Origin of the sequence: Pseudomonas sp. NPDC086278 (genome assembly GCF_050280905.1) — a bacterium.
GTDB lineage: Bacteria > Pseudomonadota > Gammaproteobacteria > Pseudomonadales > Pseudomonadaceae > Aquipseudomonas.
Window position 1 is genome coordinate 13,120 of the sequence record NZ_JBNNWE010000032.1, and the last position, 15,816, is coordinate 28,935.

11 protein-coding genes and 1 pseudogene are annotated in these 15,816 nt (G+C 62.5%); 8 read left to right on the plus strand and 4 right to left on the minus strand.

All coding sequences use genetic code 11. The features are described from left to right. Window positions 1-28: 28 nt before the first annotated feature. The 6 genes from ACQKP4_RS12545 to ACQKP4_RS12570 all read left to right on the plus strand — a co-directional run bounded on the left by ACQKP4_RS12545 (window position 29) and on the right by ACQKP4_RS12570 (window position 9,863). Window positions 29-1,624: an FAD-binding oxidoreductase gene (locus tag ACQKP4_RS12545; RefSeq protein ID WP_427633510.1), complete on the plus strand. Its 1,596-nt coding sequence runs from the start codon at window positions 29-31 to the stop codon at window positions 1,622-1,624. Between the two features lie 5 nt (window positions 1,625-1,629). Then, window positions 1,630-3,225, plus strand: a complete 1,596-nt coding sequence (locus ACQKP4_RS12550) for a glycerol-3-phosphate dehydrogenase/oxidase (protein WP_427633512.1) — start codon at window positions 1,630-1,632, stop codon at window positions 3,223-3,225. 20 nt (window positions 3,226-3,245) lie between these two features. Further along, a complete protein-coding gene (locus tag ACQKP4_RS12555; protein WP_427633514.1) occupies window positions 3,246-4,814 on the plus strand; it encodes an FGGY-family carbohydrate kinase in 1,569 nt (522 codons plus the stop codon). Window positions 4,815-5,053: 239 nt separating this feature from the next. Beyond that, on the plus strand, window positions 5,054-6,343 hold the full coding sequence (locus ACQKP4_RS12560) for a phospholipase (protein ID WP_427633516.1): 1,290 nt from the start codon (window positions 5,054-5,056) through the stop codon (window positions 6,341-6,343). Between the two features lie 57 nt (window positions 6,344-6,400). Next, window positions 6,401-8,356: a DUF1302 domain-containing protein gene (locus ACQKP4_RS12565; RefSeq protein ID WP_427633518.1), complete on the plus strand. Its 1,956-nt coding sequence runs from the start codon at window positions 6,401-6,403 to the stop codon at window positions 8,354-8,356. A gap of 133 nt (window positions 8,357-8,489) precedes the next feature. Continuing rightward, window positions 8,490-9,863 carry a DUF1329 domain-containing protein gene (locus tag ACQKP4_RS12570; RefSeq protein ID WP_427633520.1) on the plus strand — a complete coding sequence of 458 codons (1,374 nt, stop codon included), beginning with the start codon at window positions 8,490-8,492 and terminating at the stop codon, window positions 9,861-9,863. 133 nt (window positions 9,864-9,996) lie between these two features. Here the strand turns inward: ACQKP4_RS12570 and ACQKP4_RS12575 are convergent, their stop codons facing one another. Then, complete coding sequence (locus tag ACQKP4_RS12575; RefSeq protein ID WP_427633578.1) at window positions 9,997-10,860, minus strand: methyl-accepting chemotaxis protein; 864 nt, start codon at window positions 10,858-10,860, stop codon at window positions 9,997-9,999. A 42-nt stretch (window positions 10,861-10,902) separates the two neighbouring features. Beyond that, window positions 10,903-11,916 (minus strand): annotated as a pseudogene (locus tag ACQKP4_RS12580) (methyl-accepting chemotaxis protein); the annotation flags it as partial. Between the two features lie 299 nt (window positions 11,917-12,215). On the opposite strand from ACQKP4_RS12580, the gene ACQKP4_RS12585 reads away from it, so the two are divergent. Continuing rightward, window positions 12,216-12,887 (plus strand): histidine phosphatase family protein, encoded by a 672-nt coding sequence (locus tag ACQKP4_RS12585; protein ID WP_427633522.1) that lies wholly within the window; start codon window positions 12,216-12,218, stop codon window positions 12,885-12,887. Window positions 12,888-12,912: 25 nt separating this feature from the next. Next, window positions 12,913-13,770, plus strand: a complete 858-nt coding sequence (locus ACQKP4_RS12590) for a phosphatase PAP2 family protein (protein WP_427633524.1) — start codon at window positions 12,913-12,915, stop codon at window positions 13,768-13,770. Here ACQKP4_RS12590 and ACQKP4_RS12595 read toward each other — a convergent pair. Continuing rightward, complete coding sequence (locus ACQKP4_RS12595) at window positions 13,721-15,139, minus strand: ArnT family glycosyltransferase (RefSeq protein WP_427633526.1); 1,419 nt, start codon at window positions 15,137-15,139, stop codon at window positions 13,721-13,723. The genes ACQKP4_RS12590 and ACQKP4_RS12595 overlap by 50 nt on opposite strands. 82 nt (window positions 15,140-15,221) lie before the next feature. Continuing rightward, on the minus strand, window positions 15,222-15,809 hold the full coding sequence (gene rimJ, locus ACQKP4_RS12600; protein ID WP_427633528.1) for a ribosomal protein S5-alanine N-acetyltransferase: 588 nt from the start codon (window positions 15,807-15,809) through the stop codon (window positions 15,222-15,224). Between the last annotated feature and the right edge of the window lie 7 nt (window positions 15,810-15,816).

The following is a 15,816-nucleotide window of genomic DNA, read 5'->3' on the forward strand; positions in this document are numbered from 1 at the left end:
CTGATCAGAACCGCAAAAGGACACACGCATGCGACGCTGGAATGGCTGGGGAGATGCAACCACGGTGGTCGAGTTGCCGGCCCGGGGCGCGGGATTTCTCGCTGAACGGGTCGGTGCCGGTCGCGCGCTGCCCGATGCCACGCTTGAGACGGCATTGTCCCGCGTGCCGGCCTCGCGGCTGGGCGATCACAGCTTGTACAGCGTCGCGGCGCAGGATCGTTTGCTGCATGCGCGCGGCCAGAGCCTGCCGGACTGGCTGGCGTTGCGCGAAGGGGCGCCAGGCGTCTATCCCGACGCCGTGGCCTTCCCGGAGAGTGCCGAACAGATTCGTCAGCTGCTGGCGCTGGCCCAGGCGCAGGACCTGTGCCTGATTCCGTACGGCGGCGGCACTTCGGTGGCCGGGCACATCAACCCGCTGCGTTCCGCGCGGCCCGTGGTCACGGTTTCGCTGGCGCGCATGAATCGCCTGACGGACCTCGATGAACAGAGCCTGTTGGCCACGTTCGGCCCCGGCGCCACCGGGCCGCAGGTCGAAAGTCAGTTGCGCGCCCGGGGTTACACCCTCGGGCATTTCCCGCAGTCGTGGGAGCTGTCGACGCTGGGCGGTTGGGTGGCGAGCCGCTCCAGTGGCCAGCAATCGCTGCGCTACGGGCGAATCGAGCAACTGTTCGCCGGCGGCACCCTGGAAACGTTCGCCGGTCCGCTGCAAATCCCCACCTTCCCGGCGTCGGCGGCGGGGCCCGATCTGCGCGAAGTGGTGCTGGGGTGCGAGGGCCGTTTCGGGATCATTTCCGAGGTCAAGGTTCGGGTCAGCGCATTGCCCGCCGATGAGCGTTTCTATGGCGTGTTTCTGCCCGATTGGCCGCAGGCGCTGAAAGCCATCCGCCAGTTGGCCCAGGCACGCGTGCCGCTGTCGATGCTGCGCTTGTCCAACGCGGTCGAAACCGAAACCCAACTGGCGCTGGCCGGTCATCCGCAGCAGATTGCCTGGCTGGAAAAGTACCTGGCCCTGCGTGGCGCCGGTGTGGGCAAATGCCTGCTGACCTTCGGCGTGACCGGCAATCGGCGGCAGAATGCGCTGTCGCTGAGCCAGGCCCGGCAACACCTGAAGGCCTTTGGCGGTGTGTTCACCGGCACCTTGCTCGGCAAGAAGTGGGCGCAGAACCGCTTTCGTTTCCCCTACCTGCGCGAGAACCTGTGGAACGCCGGTTATGTGGTCGACACCTTGGAAACCGCGACCGACTGGAGCAACGTCGACAACCTGCTCGCCCTGATCGAAAACAGCCTGCGCGACGGTTTGGCCGCTGAAGGCGAGCGGGTGCATGTGTTTACGCACCTGTCCCATGTCTATGGCGAAGGCTCGAGCATCTACACCACTTACGTGTTCCGTCCGGCGGCCGACTATCCGGCGACGCTGGCGCGCTGGCAGGCGCTCAAGCAGACGGCCAGCCAGACCATCGTCGCCAACCACGGCACCATCAGTCACCAGCATGGCGTGGGCAAGGATCACGCGCCGTACCTGTTGCGGGAGAAAGGCGCGCTGGCGCTGGACACGTTGCAGGCGCTGAGCCGGCATTTCGATCCGGCCGGGCGACTCAATCCCGGCACGTTGTTGCTGGAGTGACGGCCATGAACTGCAACTGGAACGCGGCGTGGCGACAGCAAGCGCTGACCACGCTGCGGGATGAAACCTGGGACCTGATCGTCATTGGCGGCGGCATCAGCGGCGCCGGCATCCTGCGCGAGGCCGCGCGTCGTGGCTGGCGCTGCCTGCTGCTGGAGCAGCGGGATTTCGCCTGGGGCACCTCCAGTCGTTCCTCGAAAATGGTCCACGGCGGCTTGCGTTACATCGCCAAGGGCCAGTGGCGCTTGACCCGTGATTCGGTGCGCGAACGCCAGCGGCTGCTCGACGAAGCGCCAGGGCTGGTTGAGCCGATGAGTTTCCTTATGCCGCATTACCGTGGCGGCTTTCCCGGCCGGCGCGTGCTGGGTGGTGTGTTGAGCGTGTATGACGCGCTGGCCGGGCGGCGCAGCCATCGCTTCCATGATGCGCAGCAGCTGCGTTATCTCGCGCCGGGGGTGAAGGAACATGACCTGCTGGGCGGCACCTGTTTTGTCGATGCGCTGACCGACGATGCGCGTCTGGTGATGCGTGTATTGGGTGAGGCCCGGGCCGATGGCGCCGTGATACTCAACGGCGTGCGCGTGGAGCATTTGCTGCGTGAAGAGGGGCGGGTGTGCGGCGTGCAGATCGAGGACTGCGAGGCCGGCGCTTCGCTGCCATTGCGTTGCGCTGTCTTGGCGGTGGCCACCGGCGCCTGGGCCGAACGCTTGCGCGCGCCCGACACCCCTCGTCAGTTGCGCCCGTTGCGCGGCAGTCATTTGCTGTTGCCGGGCTGGCGTTTGCCGGTGGCGCAGGCCTTCACCTTTTTGCACGAGCGCGACCGTCGACCGGTGTTTGTTTTCCCTTGGGAAGGCGCCACGGTGGTCGGCACCACGGACCTCGATCATCACGAGGATCTGGACCAGAGCGCGAGCATCAGCGCCGAGGAACTCGACTACCTGCTGGCGGCCTGCGCCCAGCAGTTTCCCCAGGCCAGCGTGGGTGCCGCCGATGTGCTGTCGACCTGGTCGGGGGTGCGCCCGGTGGTGGGCAGCGCGGCGGGTGAGCCTCAGGGCAAGCCGTCCAATGAAACCCGCGAGCACGTGCTGTGGCAGGAACCCGGCTGCGTGACCCTGGCGGGCGGCAAGCTGACCACCTTTCGCCCGCAGGCCGTCGAGGTGCTCAAGGCCTGCGCGACCATGCTCGGGCGCCCCTTCAGCGACGACGGCGCGCCGGTGTTTGCCGCCGTGCCGCCGCTGGCGATTGCCGGGCTCGGCGCCCGTCAATGGCGGCGCCTGGCCGGTCGGCATGGCCGTGACCTGCCGAGGCTGGCGCAACTGATCGCAGAATTGGGCCATGACCGCGTCGGCGCCACCGACACCTTGTGGGCGGAACTGGCCTTTGCCTGCGACACCGAAATGGTCCTGCACCTGGATGACCTGCTGCTGCGTCGCACGCGCCTGGGCCTGTTGCTGGCGCGAGGTGGCGAGGATTATTGGCCGGCCATTCGCCAACTCTGTCAGCCACGACTGGGCTGGGACGATGAGCATTGGCAGCAGGAACTGCAGCGTTACAAGGCGTTGTGGCAACGCCATCACGGTTTGCCGGATGCCGCGCATTGATGCCCATTGAAGAGAGCTCCATGGATAACCACCCGAACAAGCGTTACCTGCTGGCGATCGACAACGGCACCCAGAGCGTGCGCGCGCTGCTCTTCGACTTGCAGGGCAATCTGCTGGGCAAAGGCAAGGTCGACTTGCAGGCCTACTACTCGACCCACCCGGGCTGGGCCGAGCAGGACCCGGAATATTACTGGGCACAACTGGGCGAGGCCTGCCAGCAGTTATGGCAGCAAACCGGCATCGACCGTTCACAGATTGCCGGCGTCTCGCTGACCACCCAGCGCGGCACGGTGATCAACGTCGATGCCCAAGGCAAAGCGCTGCGCCCGGCGATTCTGTGGCTCGATCAACGCCAGAGCGAGGTCGAGGGCGGGATCAAGGGACCGTGGGGCTGGCTGTTCAAACTGGTCGGCGCGCAAGCCACCGTGGATTATTTTCGCGCGCAGGCCGAGGCCAACTGGATCGCGCGCCACCAGCCTGACATCTGGGCGGCGACCGACAAGTTTCTGCTGCTCTCGGGGTTTCTCACCCACCGGTTGTGCGGTCGTTTTGTCGACTCGGTGGGGTGTTGCGTCGGCTACTTGCCGTTCGACTTCAAACGCTTGCGTTGGGCCGCGCCTGGCGACTGGAAATGGCAGGCGCTGAAGGTGCGTCCCGAGCAACTGCCGACGCTGCACAAACCCGGCGAAACCCTCGGCCACATCAGCGCCGAGGCCAGCCGTCACACCGGCATTCCCGAGGGCTTGCCGCTGATCGCTGCCGGTGCCGACAAGGCCTGCGAAGTGTTGGGCGCCGGCGTGGTTGACGCGCATACGGTGTGCCTGTCGTACGGCACCACCGCGACGATCACCAGCACCCGCTCGCGCTACCTGGAAATCGTCCCGTTGATTCCGCCTTACCCGTCTGCGGTGCCGAACCAATACAACTGCGAGGTGATGATTTATCGCGGCTACTGGATGGTCAGCTGGTTCAAGAACGAGTTCGGCCTGCGGGAAATGCAGCAGGCCAAAGCGCAGGGCATCGAACCCGAGCAATTGTTTGATGCGCTGGTGAATGCGGTGCCGGCGGGCTCCATGGGCCTGACGCTGCAACCCTACTGGTCGCCCGGCATTCGCGAGCCGGGCGTGGAAGCCAAGGGCGCGATGATCGGCTTCGGCGACGTGCACACCCGCGCGCACATCTATCGGGCGATCCTCGAAGGGTTGGCGTATGCCTTGCGTCAGGGCATGGAAAATATCGAGAAGCGTTCGAAGGTGTCGATCAAGCGTTTGCGCGTCGCGGGCGGTGGCTCGCAGAGTGATGCGGCGATGCAACTGACGGCGGACATTTTCGGTCTGCCGGCCGAGCGTCCACATGTCTACGAAGCGTCTGGCCTGGGGGCGGCCATTTGCTGCGCGGTCGGGCTTGGGCTGCACGCCGATTTTGCTTCGGCAATGGCGGCCATGACCCGGGTCGGCGCGGTATTCACGCCGCAGCCCGAGGCGCAGAAGGTCTATCAGCGACTGTACAAAGACGTCTACTTGCGCATGTACCGACAGCTCAAGCCGTTGTACCAAAGCATCCGCAAGATCACCGGCTACCCGGCTTAAGAAAACACCGAAGTCCCCTGTGGGAGCGGGCTTGCTCGCGAAGGCGCCGTGTCAGTCACCGTTGATTTCACTGACGTACCGCTTTCGCGAGCAAGCCCGCTCCCACAATGGCCGGCGGTGTTTTTTTGGCCGGTGAATATGGCGCTATCGGAGAACTTTTCTGGTGAGTTTGGACAGTGTCAGGGGCGGAGTCGGTTGTTAGGCTCAACCCCACTACAACTCCAACAAGAACCCCTGCGATGAAGCTGACATTTCTCCTGCTGCTGTTGTGTGGAACGGTTCCGACCGCCTGGGGCTGGTCCAACCATACGGTGGGCAGCTACCTCGCCTTGCAGGATCTACCGGCCTTGCGCGAAGCCCCTCAGGTTGAAGTCGAGCCGCTGGAGCAATTTCTCGCGCAGCAATACGGCGCCGTGAGCGCGCTGCTGGATGAACAGGAGCGTTTCGCCCGTGAGCACTTCGCCCAGTACCCGCCGCGCCCCGACAGCTTGCGACTGCCCGCCGTGCCTGGAGAAAATTTGCGGCACGACTTCCTGACCGCGCTGCGCATCAATCCGTACATTCACTTGGCGATGGTCATCCAGCCGCTGCCAGGCAAGGACGTGCCCGGGCGTGAACACCTCAAGGCCGAGCTAGTGATGGTCGAACAGACGCTCTCGCCGTGGAACCGCCAGCGTTTCATCCGCGTGGCCGACGGCGAAAAAGTCGCGCCGCTGACGGTGCTCGCCAGTGCCGCCGACGAGCCTGATTACGGCCACGACATCAACCTGTTCAGCGACAACCCCGGCGAGGTCGGCGCGTTGTACGAGTTCGGGCCGCAACCGTTCGGCGATGCGCGTTTTCAGTACAGCTCCCAGGCGCCGTTCCACATGGGCTTCTTCCATGAAAACGCGGTGGTCTATGCCGCTGCCGGATTTCTTCAACGCAGCTGGCCGGACTGGCGCGCCTACCAGTACATGGGGCTGGCGCGACTGGCGTTTGCCAGTGGCCACCCTTACTGGGGTTATCGTTTTCTCGGCTGGGGCCTGCACCACGTTCAAGACCTGACCCAGCCTTATCACGCCAAACCGCTGCCCGGCGTCGAGCTGGCGAGCCTGCTGTTGATCGAAGGCAAGGCGTTGGCCGGCTTCGATGCCGACAAGCATGCGGCCATCGAGCGAGTCGCCACCCGGCACATGGAAGTGGAGAAATATCAGGCGGCCTGGCTGCGGCGCTTGCTGCGTGCCGGTCAGGCCCATCCGATGCTCCAGGCTTACGCCGATCTCTCGCAAGACGTCCGTTATCCAGCGTACTCGGTGGATTACCTGCGCAACGTGGTGAGCGCCGAGTCCGCCGACGATTCCGCAGCCTTTGACGAGGCCATCGGCCAGTGGCTGGAGACTGCGCCGATCACCAGCGATTTCAGCGCTGCGAATCAGCTGGCGCGCGAAAGCTACGACCATCCGGCACTTAACCAGCAACTGTTCACGCTACTGGGGCATTTCGGCGCGCACAGCCGGATTTATGTCAGCGCGGGGTTGGCGCCCTGACCATCGCAACACCGTTGGCCGGATATAAAAAAAATAATAGGGAAGGAGAAACAGACCATGAGGATTCGATTGCGCCTGTCTGGCGCGGCGCTACCCGGAGTCGGCCTGGCGGGGCTGTTGCAATTGTGCGCAGTCGACGGGGCGCAGGCCATGGAGTTCAGCGTGCTGGACAAACAGGTCACCGGCTCGTTTGACAGTACGTTGTCCTATGGCCGCTTGTGGCGGGTCCAGGGCCGGGACAAGAACAACGACGACGTCAACACCAACGACGGCAATCGCAACTTCGATACCGGGCTGGTTTCCGAGGTCTACAAAATCACCTCGGAGCTTGAGGCCAACTATCAGAACTACGGGATGTTCGTGCGCGGCACCGCGTTCTATGACACCCAACTGATGGACAAACGCAACGACTACTACCGCAACAACAGCCCGTCGCAACCGAGCCAGAGTTACCCGCAGGACGACCACTTCACCGCCCAGACCCGCGACATTGCCGGCAGCCGGGTGGAGATGCTCGATGCCTACGTCTATGGCAATTGGGACGTGGCGCAGATGCCGGTCACCGCACGCCTGGGGCGTCAGGTGTTCAACTGGGGCGAAGGGATTTTCTATCGCGGCGGGGTCAACACCACCAACCCGGTGGACGCCGCCAAGTACCGTTTGCCGGGGGCCGAGGTCAAGGAAGTGCTGATACCGGTGGAAGCGCTCAGCTTCAACATCGGCCTGACCGACACCCTGACCATGGAAAGTTTCTACCAGATGAACTGGAAGGAGACCCGCATCGACCCGGTCGGCACGTTCTACTCGCAAACGGACCTGTTCGCCGACGGTGGCAACACCGCCTACAACAACTTCACCGGGACCGCGCTGGACACGCCGGTGCCCGGCTTCGGCAATGTGATCAGTCTGTACAGCGCGCTGGGCGATAACCCGTTGCTCAACCAGGCCCTGCGCACCACTGGCCTTTACGCCAATGGGGTGACGCCGGCCTTCGGCAACACCCTCAAAGTGGCCTCGGTCGGCAAGGATTACAACGCGCGCAACGACGGCCAGTTCGGCTTCGCCTTTCGCTACATCGCCGAAGCACTCAACAGCACCGAGTTCGGCTTGTACATGGTCAATTACCACGCGAAGGAGCCGACCGTTTCCGCTGACCTGGGGGGTTACAAGGGCATCGATATGAACGCCCTGACCAACCTGTTGACCGGTGTCGCCGGCAGTCAGGCCGGGCAGTTGGCCAACGGTCTGGCGACAGCCGATGTGCTGGGCAATATTCAGGCGCATCGTCGCTACGCCGAAGACATCCGCATGTACGGCTTCAGTTTCAACACCACCCTGGGCCAGGCGTCGGTATTCGGTGAAGTGGCCTATCGGCCGAACTTGCCCATCGGCGTCGCCGCCACCAACGACCTGATCGGCGACCTGGCCCACGGCGCTGCCGCGGCGGCGGCCGGCCAGACCATCAACATCGGCGGGCAAAGCGTCACGCTCGACAGCCAAATCAACAACGCCGAGCGGGTGGAGGCGTTCAATACGTCCCTGGGCAGCATCTACAACTTCGGCCCAAGCCTGTCGTTCGACTCGATGTTCGGCGTGTTCGAGCTGGCGTCCGAGCACCTGCGCGGCAGCAGCCTGCAATACACCGCGTATGACGGCAGCGACCGTTATTACGCCGGCACCGGTAACTTTTCCTATGTGTCCGGCGGTGATCGCGGCGATCAGGTCAACCGCAATTCCTATAGCTACACCGCCATGTTCAACGGCACCTGGAACGACGTGTATGCCGGGGTCAACGTCTCGCCCTACGTCGTCTACAAGGATGACTTCAAAGGCAACAGTTACCAGGCGGGCAACACCATCGAGGGCCGCAAGGCCTACACCCTGGGGATCAAGGCCAACTACCAGAACAAGCTGGAAGCCGAACTGCAATACACCAATTTCTACGGCGGTGGGCGGGACAACGGTCTGCGCGACCGTGACAACGTCGGCTTCAACATCAAGTACTTCCTTTGATTGCTACACACAGACCCAGTGTGGGAGCGGACTTGCTCGCGAAGAGGCCGGCACATTCAACACGGATGTCGCCTGATACATCGCCTTCGCGAGCAAGCCCGCTCCCACAGGTTTTGTACTTTGGAGAACGATCATGTTTCACACTTCACGACTGACCAGGATCGCGCTGGCGCTGGTGCTTGGCCTCGCCGCCGGCAACACGCTGGCGGCCATCACGCCGCAGCAAGCCGAGCAACTGAAAACCACCCTGACGCCGATGGGAGCCGAGCGTGCCGGCAACGCCGCCGGCACCATCCCGGCCTGGGTCGGTGGCATTACCCAGGCACCGGCAGGCTACAAACCGGGCCAGCATCACCCGGACCCGTATGCCGCGGACAAACCGCTGTTCACCATCACCAAGGCCAACCTTGAGCAGTACAAGGCGCACCTCAGCCCAGGCCAGATTGCGCTGTTCAACGCTTACCCCGACACCTTCCAGATGCCGGTCTATCCTTCTCGCCGCTCGGGTTCGGCGCCGCAGTGGCTGTACGACAACACCTTCAAGAATGCGACCTCGGCCAAGTTGCTCGACGGTGGTACCGGATTTGCCGATGCCTACGGCGGCGTGCCGTTCCCGGTACCCAAGGACGGGATCGAGGCGCTGTGGAACCACATCACTCGTTATCGCGGCATCTACGTGGTGCGCCGCGCCTCCGAAGCGCCGGTACAGCGCAACGGCAGCTTCGCCCTGGTGACGTCGCAGCAAGAGGGGCTGTTCAATTACTATCGCCCGGGCGGGCAGTTTGCCGACCTGAAAAACATCCTGTTCTACTACTTGGCGTTCGTGAAAAGCCCGGCCCGGCTGGCCGGCGGTGCCGCGTTGATCCACGAGACCCTGGACCAGCTCAAAGACCCGCGTCAGGCCTGGGTCTACGACGCCGGCCAACGTCGCGTGCGCCGGGCGCCGAACCTGGCGTATGACACGCCCATCGCTTCGTCGGACGGCTTGCGCACGGCGGACGATACCGACCTGTTCAACGGCTCGCCGGACCGCTACGACTGGAAGCTCAAGGGCAAGCAGGAAATCTACATTCCCTACAACAGCTACAAGGTTGGCAGCCCCGAGGTGAAGTACGAGCAATTGCTCACCCCCGGCCATCTCAACCCGCAATACACCCGCTATGAGTTGCACCGGGTGTGGGTCGTCGAAGGCACGCTCAAGCCGGGCTCGCGGCATATCTATTCCAAACGCGTGCTGTTTCTGGACGAAGACAGTTGGGGCGCCGCACTGGTCGATCAATATGACGGCCGAGGCGAGTTGTGGCGGGTGTCGATGGCCTACCTGAAAAACTTCTACGACCTGCCCACCACCTGGAGCGCACTCGACGTGTTCCACGACTTGCAGGCGCGTCGTTACTACGTGCAGAACCTGGATAACGAAGAGCCGGAAACCGTCGACTTCGCCCAGCCGGTGCCGGAAGAAGCGTACTTCATGCCGTCGGCCTTGCGTCAGCGCGGGACGCGGTAACTCACCTGACGCATTCGCGAGCAAGCTCGCTCCCACAGGGAACTGGGGTCGTTCACAAATGTTGTGTTCGACCCCGTACCTGTGGGAGCGGGCGTGCTCGCGAATGGTTGTTTCATTCACCGCAAAGTGAAGGTCAAACCCGGAAGTGGCTGACCATCTGCTGCAACTGACCGCCCAGGCGCGCCAGTTCAACACTGGATTTAGCGGTGTCGTCGCTGGCGGCGGCGGTCTGTTCGGACACATCGCGCACATTGATGATGCTGCGGCTGATCTCTTCGGCGACAGCGCTTTGCTGTTCGGCAGCGGCGGCAATCTGCTGGTTCATCGACTGGATGTTGGACACCGTGCGGGTGATGTTTTCCAGTGACACACCGGCCTTGCGCGTCAGGGCGACGCTGCTGTCGGTGAGGGCACGGCTGTTGTTCATCACGGCCGACACTTGATGGGTGCCATTTTGCAACGCGGCCACCAGGCCTTCGATTTCTTCGGTGGATTTCTGTGTGCGCTGGGCCAGGCCTCGGACCTCATCGGCCACCACCGCAAAACCACGGCCGGCTTCACCGGCACGCGCAGCTTCAATCGCCGCGTTAAGCGCCAGCAGATTGGTCTGTTCGGCGACAGCTTTGATCACGTCCATGACGCTGCCGATCTTGTCGCTTTCCTGTTGCAGCACGCTCATGGCTTCGGTGGAGCGTACGACTTCGCTGGCCAGGCGTTCGATCTGGGCGATGGCTTCGTTGACCACTTTGTCGCCTTCGCGGGCTTCACCGTCTGCGGCGGCGGCTGCCTGGGAGGCTTGCTCGGCGTTTCGCGCGACTTCCTGCACCGTGGCGGTCATCTCGTGCATCGCGGTGGCGACTTGATCGGTTTCGATCTTTTGGCTGTTCACCCCGGCGCTGGTTTGCTCGGTCACCGCCGACAATTCTTCGGCAGCGCTGGCGATCTGCGTGACGCCATCGCGAATGCCGCTGATCAAGTCGCGCAGGGTCACGCCCATGCGCGCGATGCCTTGCTGCAACACGCCGAGTTCGTCGCGACGAGTGACTTGGACATCCTGGGACAAGTCACCGCTGGCGATGCGTTCAACCACGGCCAGGGTGTCGCGCAACGGGCCGGTGATTTGACGGGTGATGATCACCGCCGCGATCACGCCGACCAGCAGCGCGAGCAACGCGCTGATGAGTTGCAGGGTGCGGGCCTGGGCGCTTTCGGCGTCACGGCGTTCGACCTGGATCTGATACAGCTGATCGCTCAGGCTCACGATGGCGGCGCCCTGATCGGTCAATTCCTTGCGCGATTGCACCGTGTCGTTGGTGGCGTTTTTAAAGGCCTGCAAAGCACTGCGGTAGTTGCTCAGCGCCGTTTCCAGTTGACGCAACGTGTCTTGTTGGCTGTCGGCGAAATAAGTGTTGAGTTGTTTCAGGCCGTCGATGGCGACGTCCAGTTGGGCGACTGCTTTCTGTTCGGTGTCGGCATTGGCGCTGGCGGTATAACCGCGCACTTCGTAGCGGGCCAGCATGAACGCTTCCTTGGCGGCGGTGATCGCCTGGAATTGTTCCGAGCGCTGATCGCTCAGCGGCAGTTGTTTCACGCTGGCGTTGATCGAGTTGATCAGCGCGCTGGCGGTCTCCGCGTTGGCGCCCATGGCGTCGCGGGCGCTGTTACCGGTGCGGTAGGCGCTGCGCATTTTGTTCAGGGACGCCTGATAAGCCACAACGACCGCGCCTTGCTCTTTGAGCAGCTTGAGGTTCTCCGGGCTTTTGAAACTTGACTGCAACGCTTGCTGCTGGGCAGAGAAAGCGTCGAGTGTGGTTTGCACGGTTTGCGCGGCGGTTTCGTCGCCGTTGGTCAGCATGTATTGCAGGCGAACCACGCGCAGCTTGGTCAGGCCGGCATTGAGCTGGGTGATGTCGTTCATCCAGTTGCTGCGGTCGATCAGACTGCCCAGGCTCGTCCAGCCGGTCAGGGCGAGGACGCAGGTCAGCGCCAGGACCAGGCCGAATCCCAGGCCCAGTTTCATATTCACGCTGATGTTGCCGAACCAGCTATTCATCACAATTCCTCCAGGAACGTTGTACTTCTTGATCGTCAGTTGGCTGGAGATTGTTGTTTTTGGGAGCCAGCAAGGGAGTAGCACGCTTGTATCGGCAGCATTTGCGAGAGCTGAAAGGTTTTTTGTAGGACAAATCACCGATCGAAGTTTTGCCAGCGTGTGCAGCCATTATCGAAAGCGGCGGTCGTCTGGCGGGCCCTTAAGCTTTTTTTCACAAGCGTTTCACTCGCAGCCAACGGACGCCTTTCTATCCTCGCGGCATCAAATGACAGTGATGCATGCCGGCGAGGCGGCCTGATGTGGAATTGAGACTGAGTCTGTTCGGCGTAAAACGCTCGATTAACCTGAGCCGTTTTGCTCGCTATCGAAATACCGCCGTGGTGCTGGCCTCGGCGTTGCTGGTGATCCCGTTGACCGTGTGGCTGTTGCGACCCGCCGCTGCGCCGGACCTGGCCCACGGTAATGTGGCCGGCGCCCAGGCACTGTTATCCGGTTGGGCCAAGGGCGAGATGATTGTGCTGGTGCGTCACGTCGAGCGCTGTGATCACTCCAAGGCTGCGTGCCTGAGCGGCAACGACGGCATCACCGCTCGCTCGCGCAGCGTCGCGGTAAATGTCGGTGCGCATTTCGAACAATTGGGGCTGGACAATACCGATATCTACAACAGCCCGATGATTCGCACCGCGCAGACGGCTGGCTACATGTTCAACAAGGTCGGCGTCGGCGAGGACTGGTTGATCAGTTGCAAAGGCACGATGTTGCGCGACGCATTGGCGCACAAAGTGGCCGGTCGCAACTTGATTCTGGTGACCCACAGCGAATGCATGGCGCAGCTCGAAAAAGACCTCAAGTTGCGCACCTCCAGCCTCGGCTACGGCGCCTCTTTGTTTATCTCCGCCGAACGACCACAAGCGCCACAGGTGCTGGGTTTCATTGAAGCCCCGGACTGGCGCTCGGTGACCAGCGAATGAATGTTCCTCCGGTTCGGGATGCACAATGCTGACCTCTTCGCGCACGCGCTTTTACGCGGCGAACTTCGCAATTCCATTGGTCTGCGCGGCCGTGGTGTTCCTGATGTTCGACATGACCCGCATCGACATTGCCTTCAGCAATCTGCTGTTTGATCCCGTCACCCAGACCTTCCCCCTCGACAAGGTGCACCTCTTCGAGAAAATCACCCACAAGTGGGCGCGCATCATCCCGAACTGGACCGCTGAAATCGCCTTGGTCGGCGCGATGCTGTCGTTTGTCTGGCCGTTGCTCAAAACGCACAAGCGTCCGCGCCTGGACAACTTTCTGCAACGGAGTAAAGCCGCGCCTGTGTTGCGGTTCGCCTGCGAGCATCGTCGGGATTTTCTGTTCGTGGTCTTCGCGTTTGCGATTTGCACCGGCGTGATTCACTTCCTCAAGGCGCACACCAGCGTGTACTGCCCGATTGAGACGACGCTGTACGGCGGCAAAATTGCGCACCTGGAGTGGTACAACAACTTCCAGCTGTTCAAGGAAGCGGGCGATGGCCGCTGCTGGCCTGGCGGCCATGCATCGGGCGGTTTCACCATGCTCGCGCTGTACTTCGTCGCGCGTGCCTACCGCTGGCGCCACGCCAAGGCATTGATGGTCGGCGCGCTGTTGCTCGGTTTCATCTACGGCACCACCCGGGTGTTGCAAGGCTGGCATTACATGTCCCACACCTTCTGGGCCGGGATCTTCGTGTGGCTGTCGTGCCTGCTGACGGCGCTGGCGTTTTACGGGCGTGCACGGCTGGAGTTGCCGGTGCTGAAAAAGTCAGAGCGAGCGGATGCGCCTACTGACTTACAAAGTAGTAAGCCTGACGTCCGACCTTCATTGTCTTGAGCACGTTCAGTGGCGGGGCCGGTTCGGTGTCACCGGCCATGACCGCGACGTGGGTCGGTGACGCCGTCAGGAACTCATGCAGTTGCGCCTCGGTGTCCAACCCCTTGAGCATGCTCCGGGTGTAGAACACGCTGGCGCCGCCCACCCGTTCGTTGGCCTGGAACAGCGCGACCTGATGCCCGTTGGCTTGCAGCGTCTGAATGTGTTCGGTCAACGGCAGGAACGACAACGTGCGATCAGCATGAGGCAGCGTCCATTGCGCGGCGATCAGGTAGCTGCCGATGGCCACAGTGAGCACCCCGATTGCCAGTCGGCGTATCGGCGCGCGGTGTTTCAGCCGCTCGAACAACACGCTCGCATACTCCGCCGCGATCACGGCAGCGGCTGGTGTCATCGACATCAGGTACACCGTGCGCTTGCTTGATGCCAACGTCAGCATCACGAACTGCGCCAGTATCCACAGGGTGAAAAACAGCAAATACCGATTGGCCACCAGGCTTTTGCGAAAGTGCCACAGCCCCAGGTACACGAGGATGTTCCACGGCAAAAACGCTTGCGGCAGTTTGGTCAGGTAGTAGTAGAACGGTTCGTAATGCCCGGCCTCGACGAAAGAGCCGCTGAAGCGTCCGACGCTGTTGGTCAGCAGCACTTCGGCCAGCGCTTGCCCGCCGCCGCGCTGATACAGCACGGCAAGCCAGAGCAGCAGCGGAATCAGCCCGAGCATCGTCAGCAGCCCGGGGCGCAGCCATTTCGAGAGGGTCACGCGCCTGTCGATCAGGGATTCAGCCAGCAAGTACGCGAAGATCACAACCCCTGGCATCGCCAGCCCCAACACACCTTTGCTCAAGGTGGCGATGGCAATCCCGAGCGTAAACAGCAGCGCGTTACTGAGGTCGGGTCGGCGTTGCCCCGGTCTCTGACCTTCAAAAAACGCCAGCAACGCCAGGGTCACGCCAAGGGCGAGCAATGCGTCTTCACCCACGCCGCGCACGTTGCTCCAGTAACTGGCCATGGTCGCCAGCAACATGCCCGCCGTCCAGGCAATCATTTTCGGTCGGCCCAACTGCCGCAGTAGCGCGTACAGCGTCATCACGGTAAACAACCCCGCCAGTGCCGAGGCCAGCCGAACCGCCCACGGCGTGCCTCCGAATACGCGGATCGCCCCGGCGTCGAGCCACAGGCTCAACGGCGGTTTTTCCAGGAACGGTTCGCCGAACAGTCGTGGCGTCACCCAGTCGTTATCCAGGTGCATTTGCATGGCGATGCCGGCCACCCGCGCCTCGGTGGAGCCTTGTAATTGATGGTTGCCCAGCGCGAAAAAAAACAGCAAGGCAGCAAGCAGAAACAGAGAAGTGGCGGGACGCGACATGGTTTCTGGTGACCGGGCAGGGGGCGGGAAACCCGAGCATAGGCAAGGTGAGCTGAACGAAATGTGAACGGCAGATGAAGTTTTACGAAAGCGGTCTGGACCAGCGCTGTTCCGGGGTTTCGAAGTGAGCGTTGATCAACGCCGTCAACACATGATCCTGCCAGCGCCCGGCGATACTGAGGTAGGCCTTGGCATAACCCTCACGTTCAAATCCCAGGCGTTCCAGCAATCGCGCACTGCGTTCATTGCCAGGGATGTAATTGGCCATGATCCGGTGCAGTTTCTGCTCATCGAACATGTAGCCGATGCCCGCTTCCAGCGCTTCGTGCATCAAACCCTTGCCCTGCCGGGATTCGTCGATGTGGTAGCCGAGATAGCAAGCCTGAAACGCCCCGCGAGTAATGCCGCTGAAATTGCAGGCGCCAATCATCTGCCCGTTGTCCGGATCCAGCAGCGCGAAGTGCACCGCCAGCCCGGCCTGGAAAGCACTGGCTTGGACCTCGAGGCGCGGGCGGATGTGTTCAGGGCTGTGGTAATCGGCGGGGCGAATCGGCGACCACCGGGCGAGATGCCGTTGATTGCGTTGGTAGAAATCGCTTTCGATCGAGGCCTGATCGGGGCTGAGGACCGCCAGCGTCAGGCGTTTGCAGGGCAGGGTCAGCAGTGACATCGAGCGC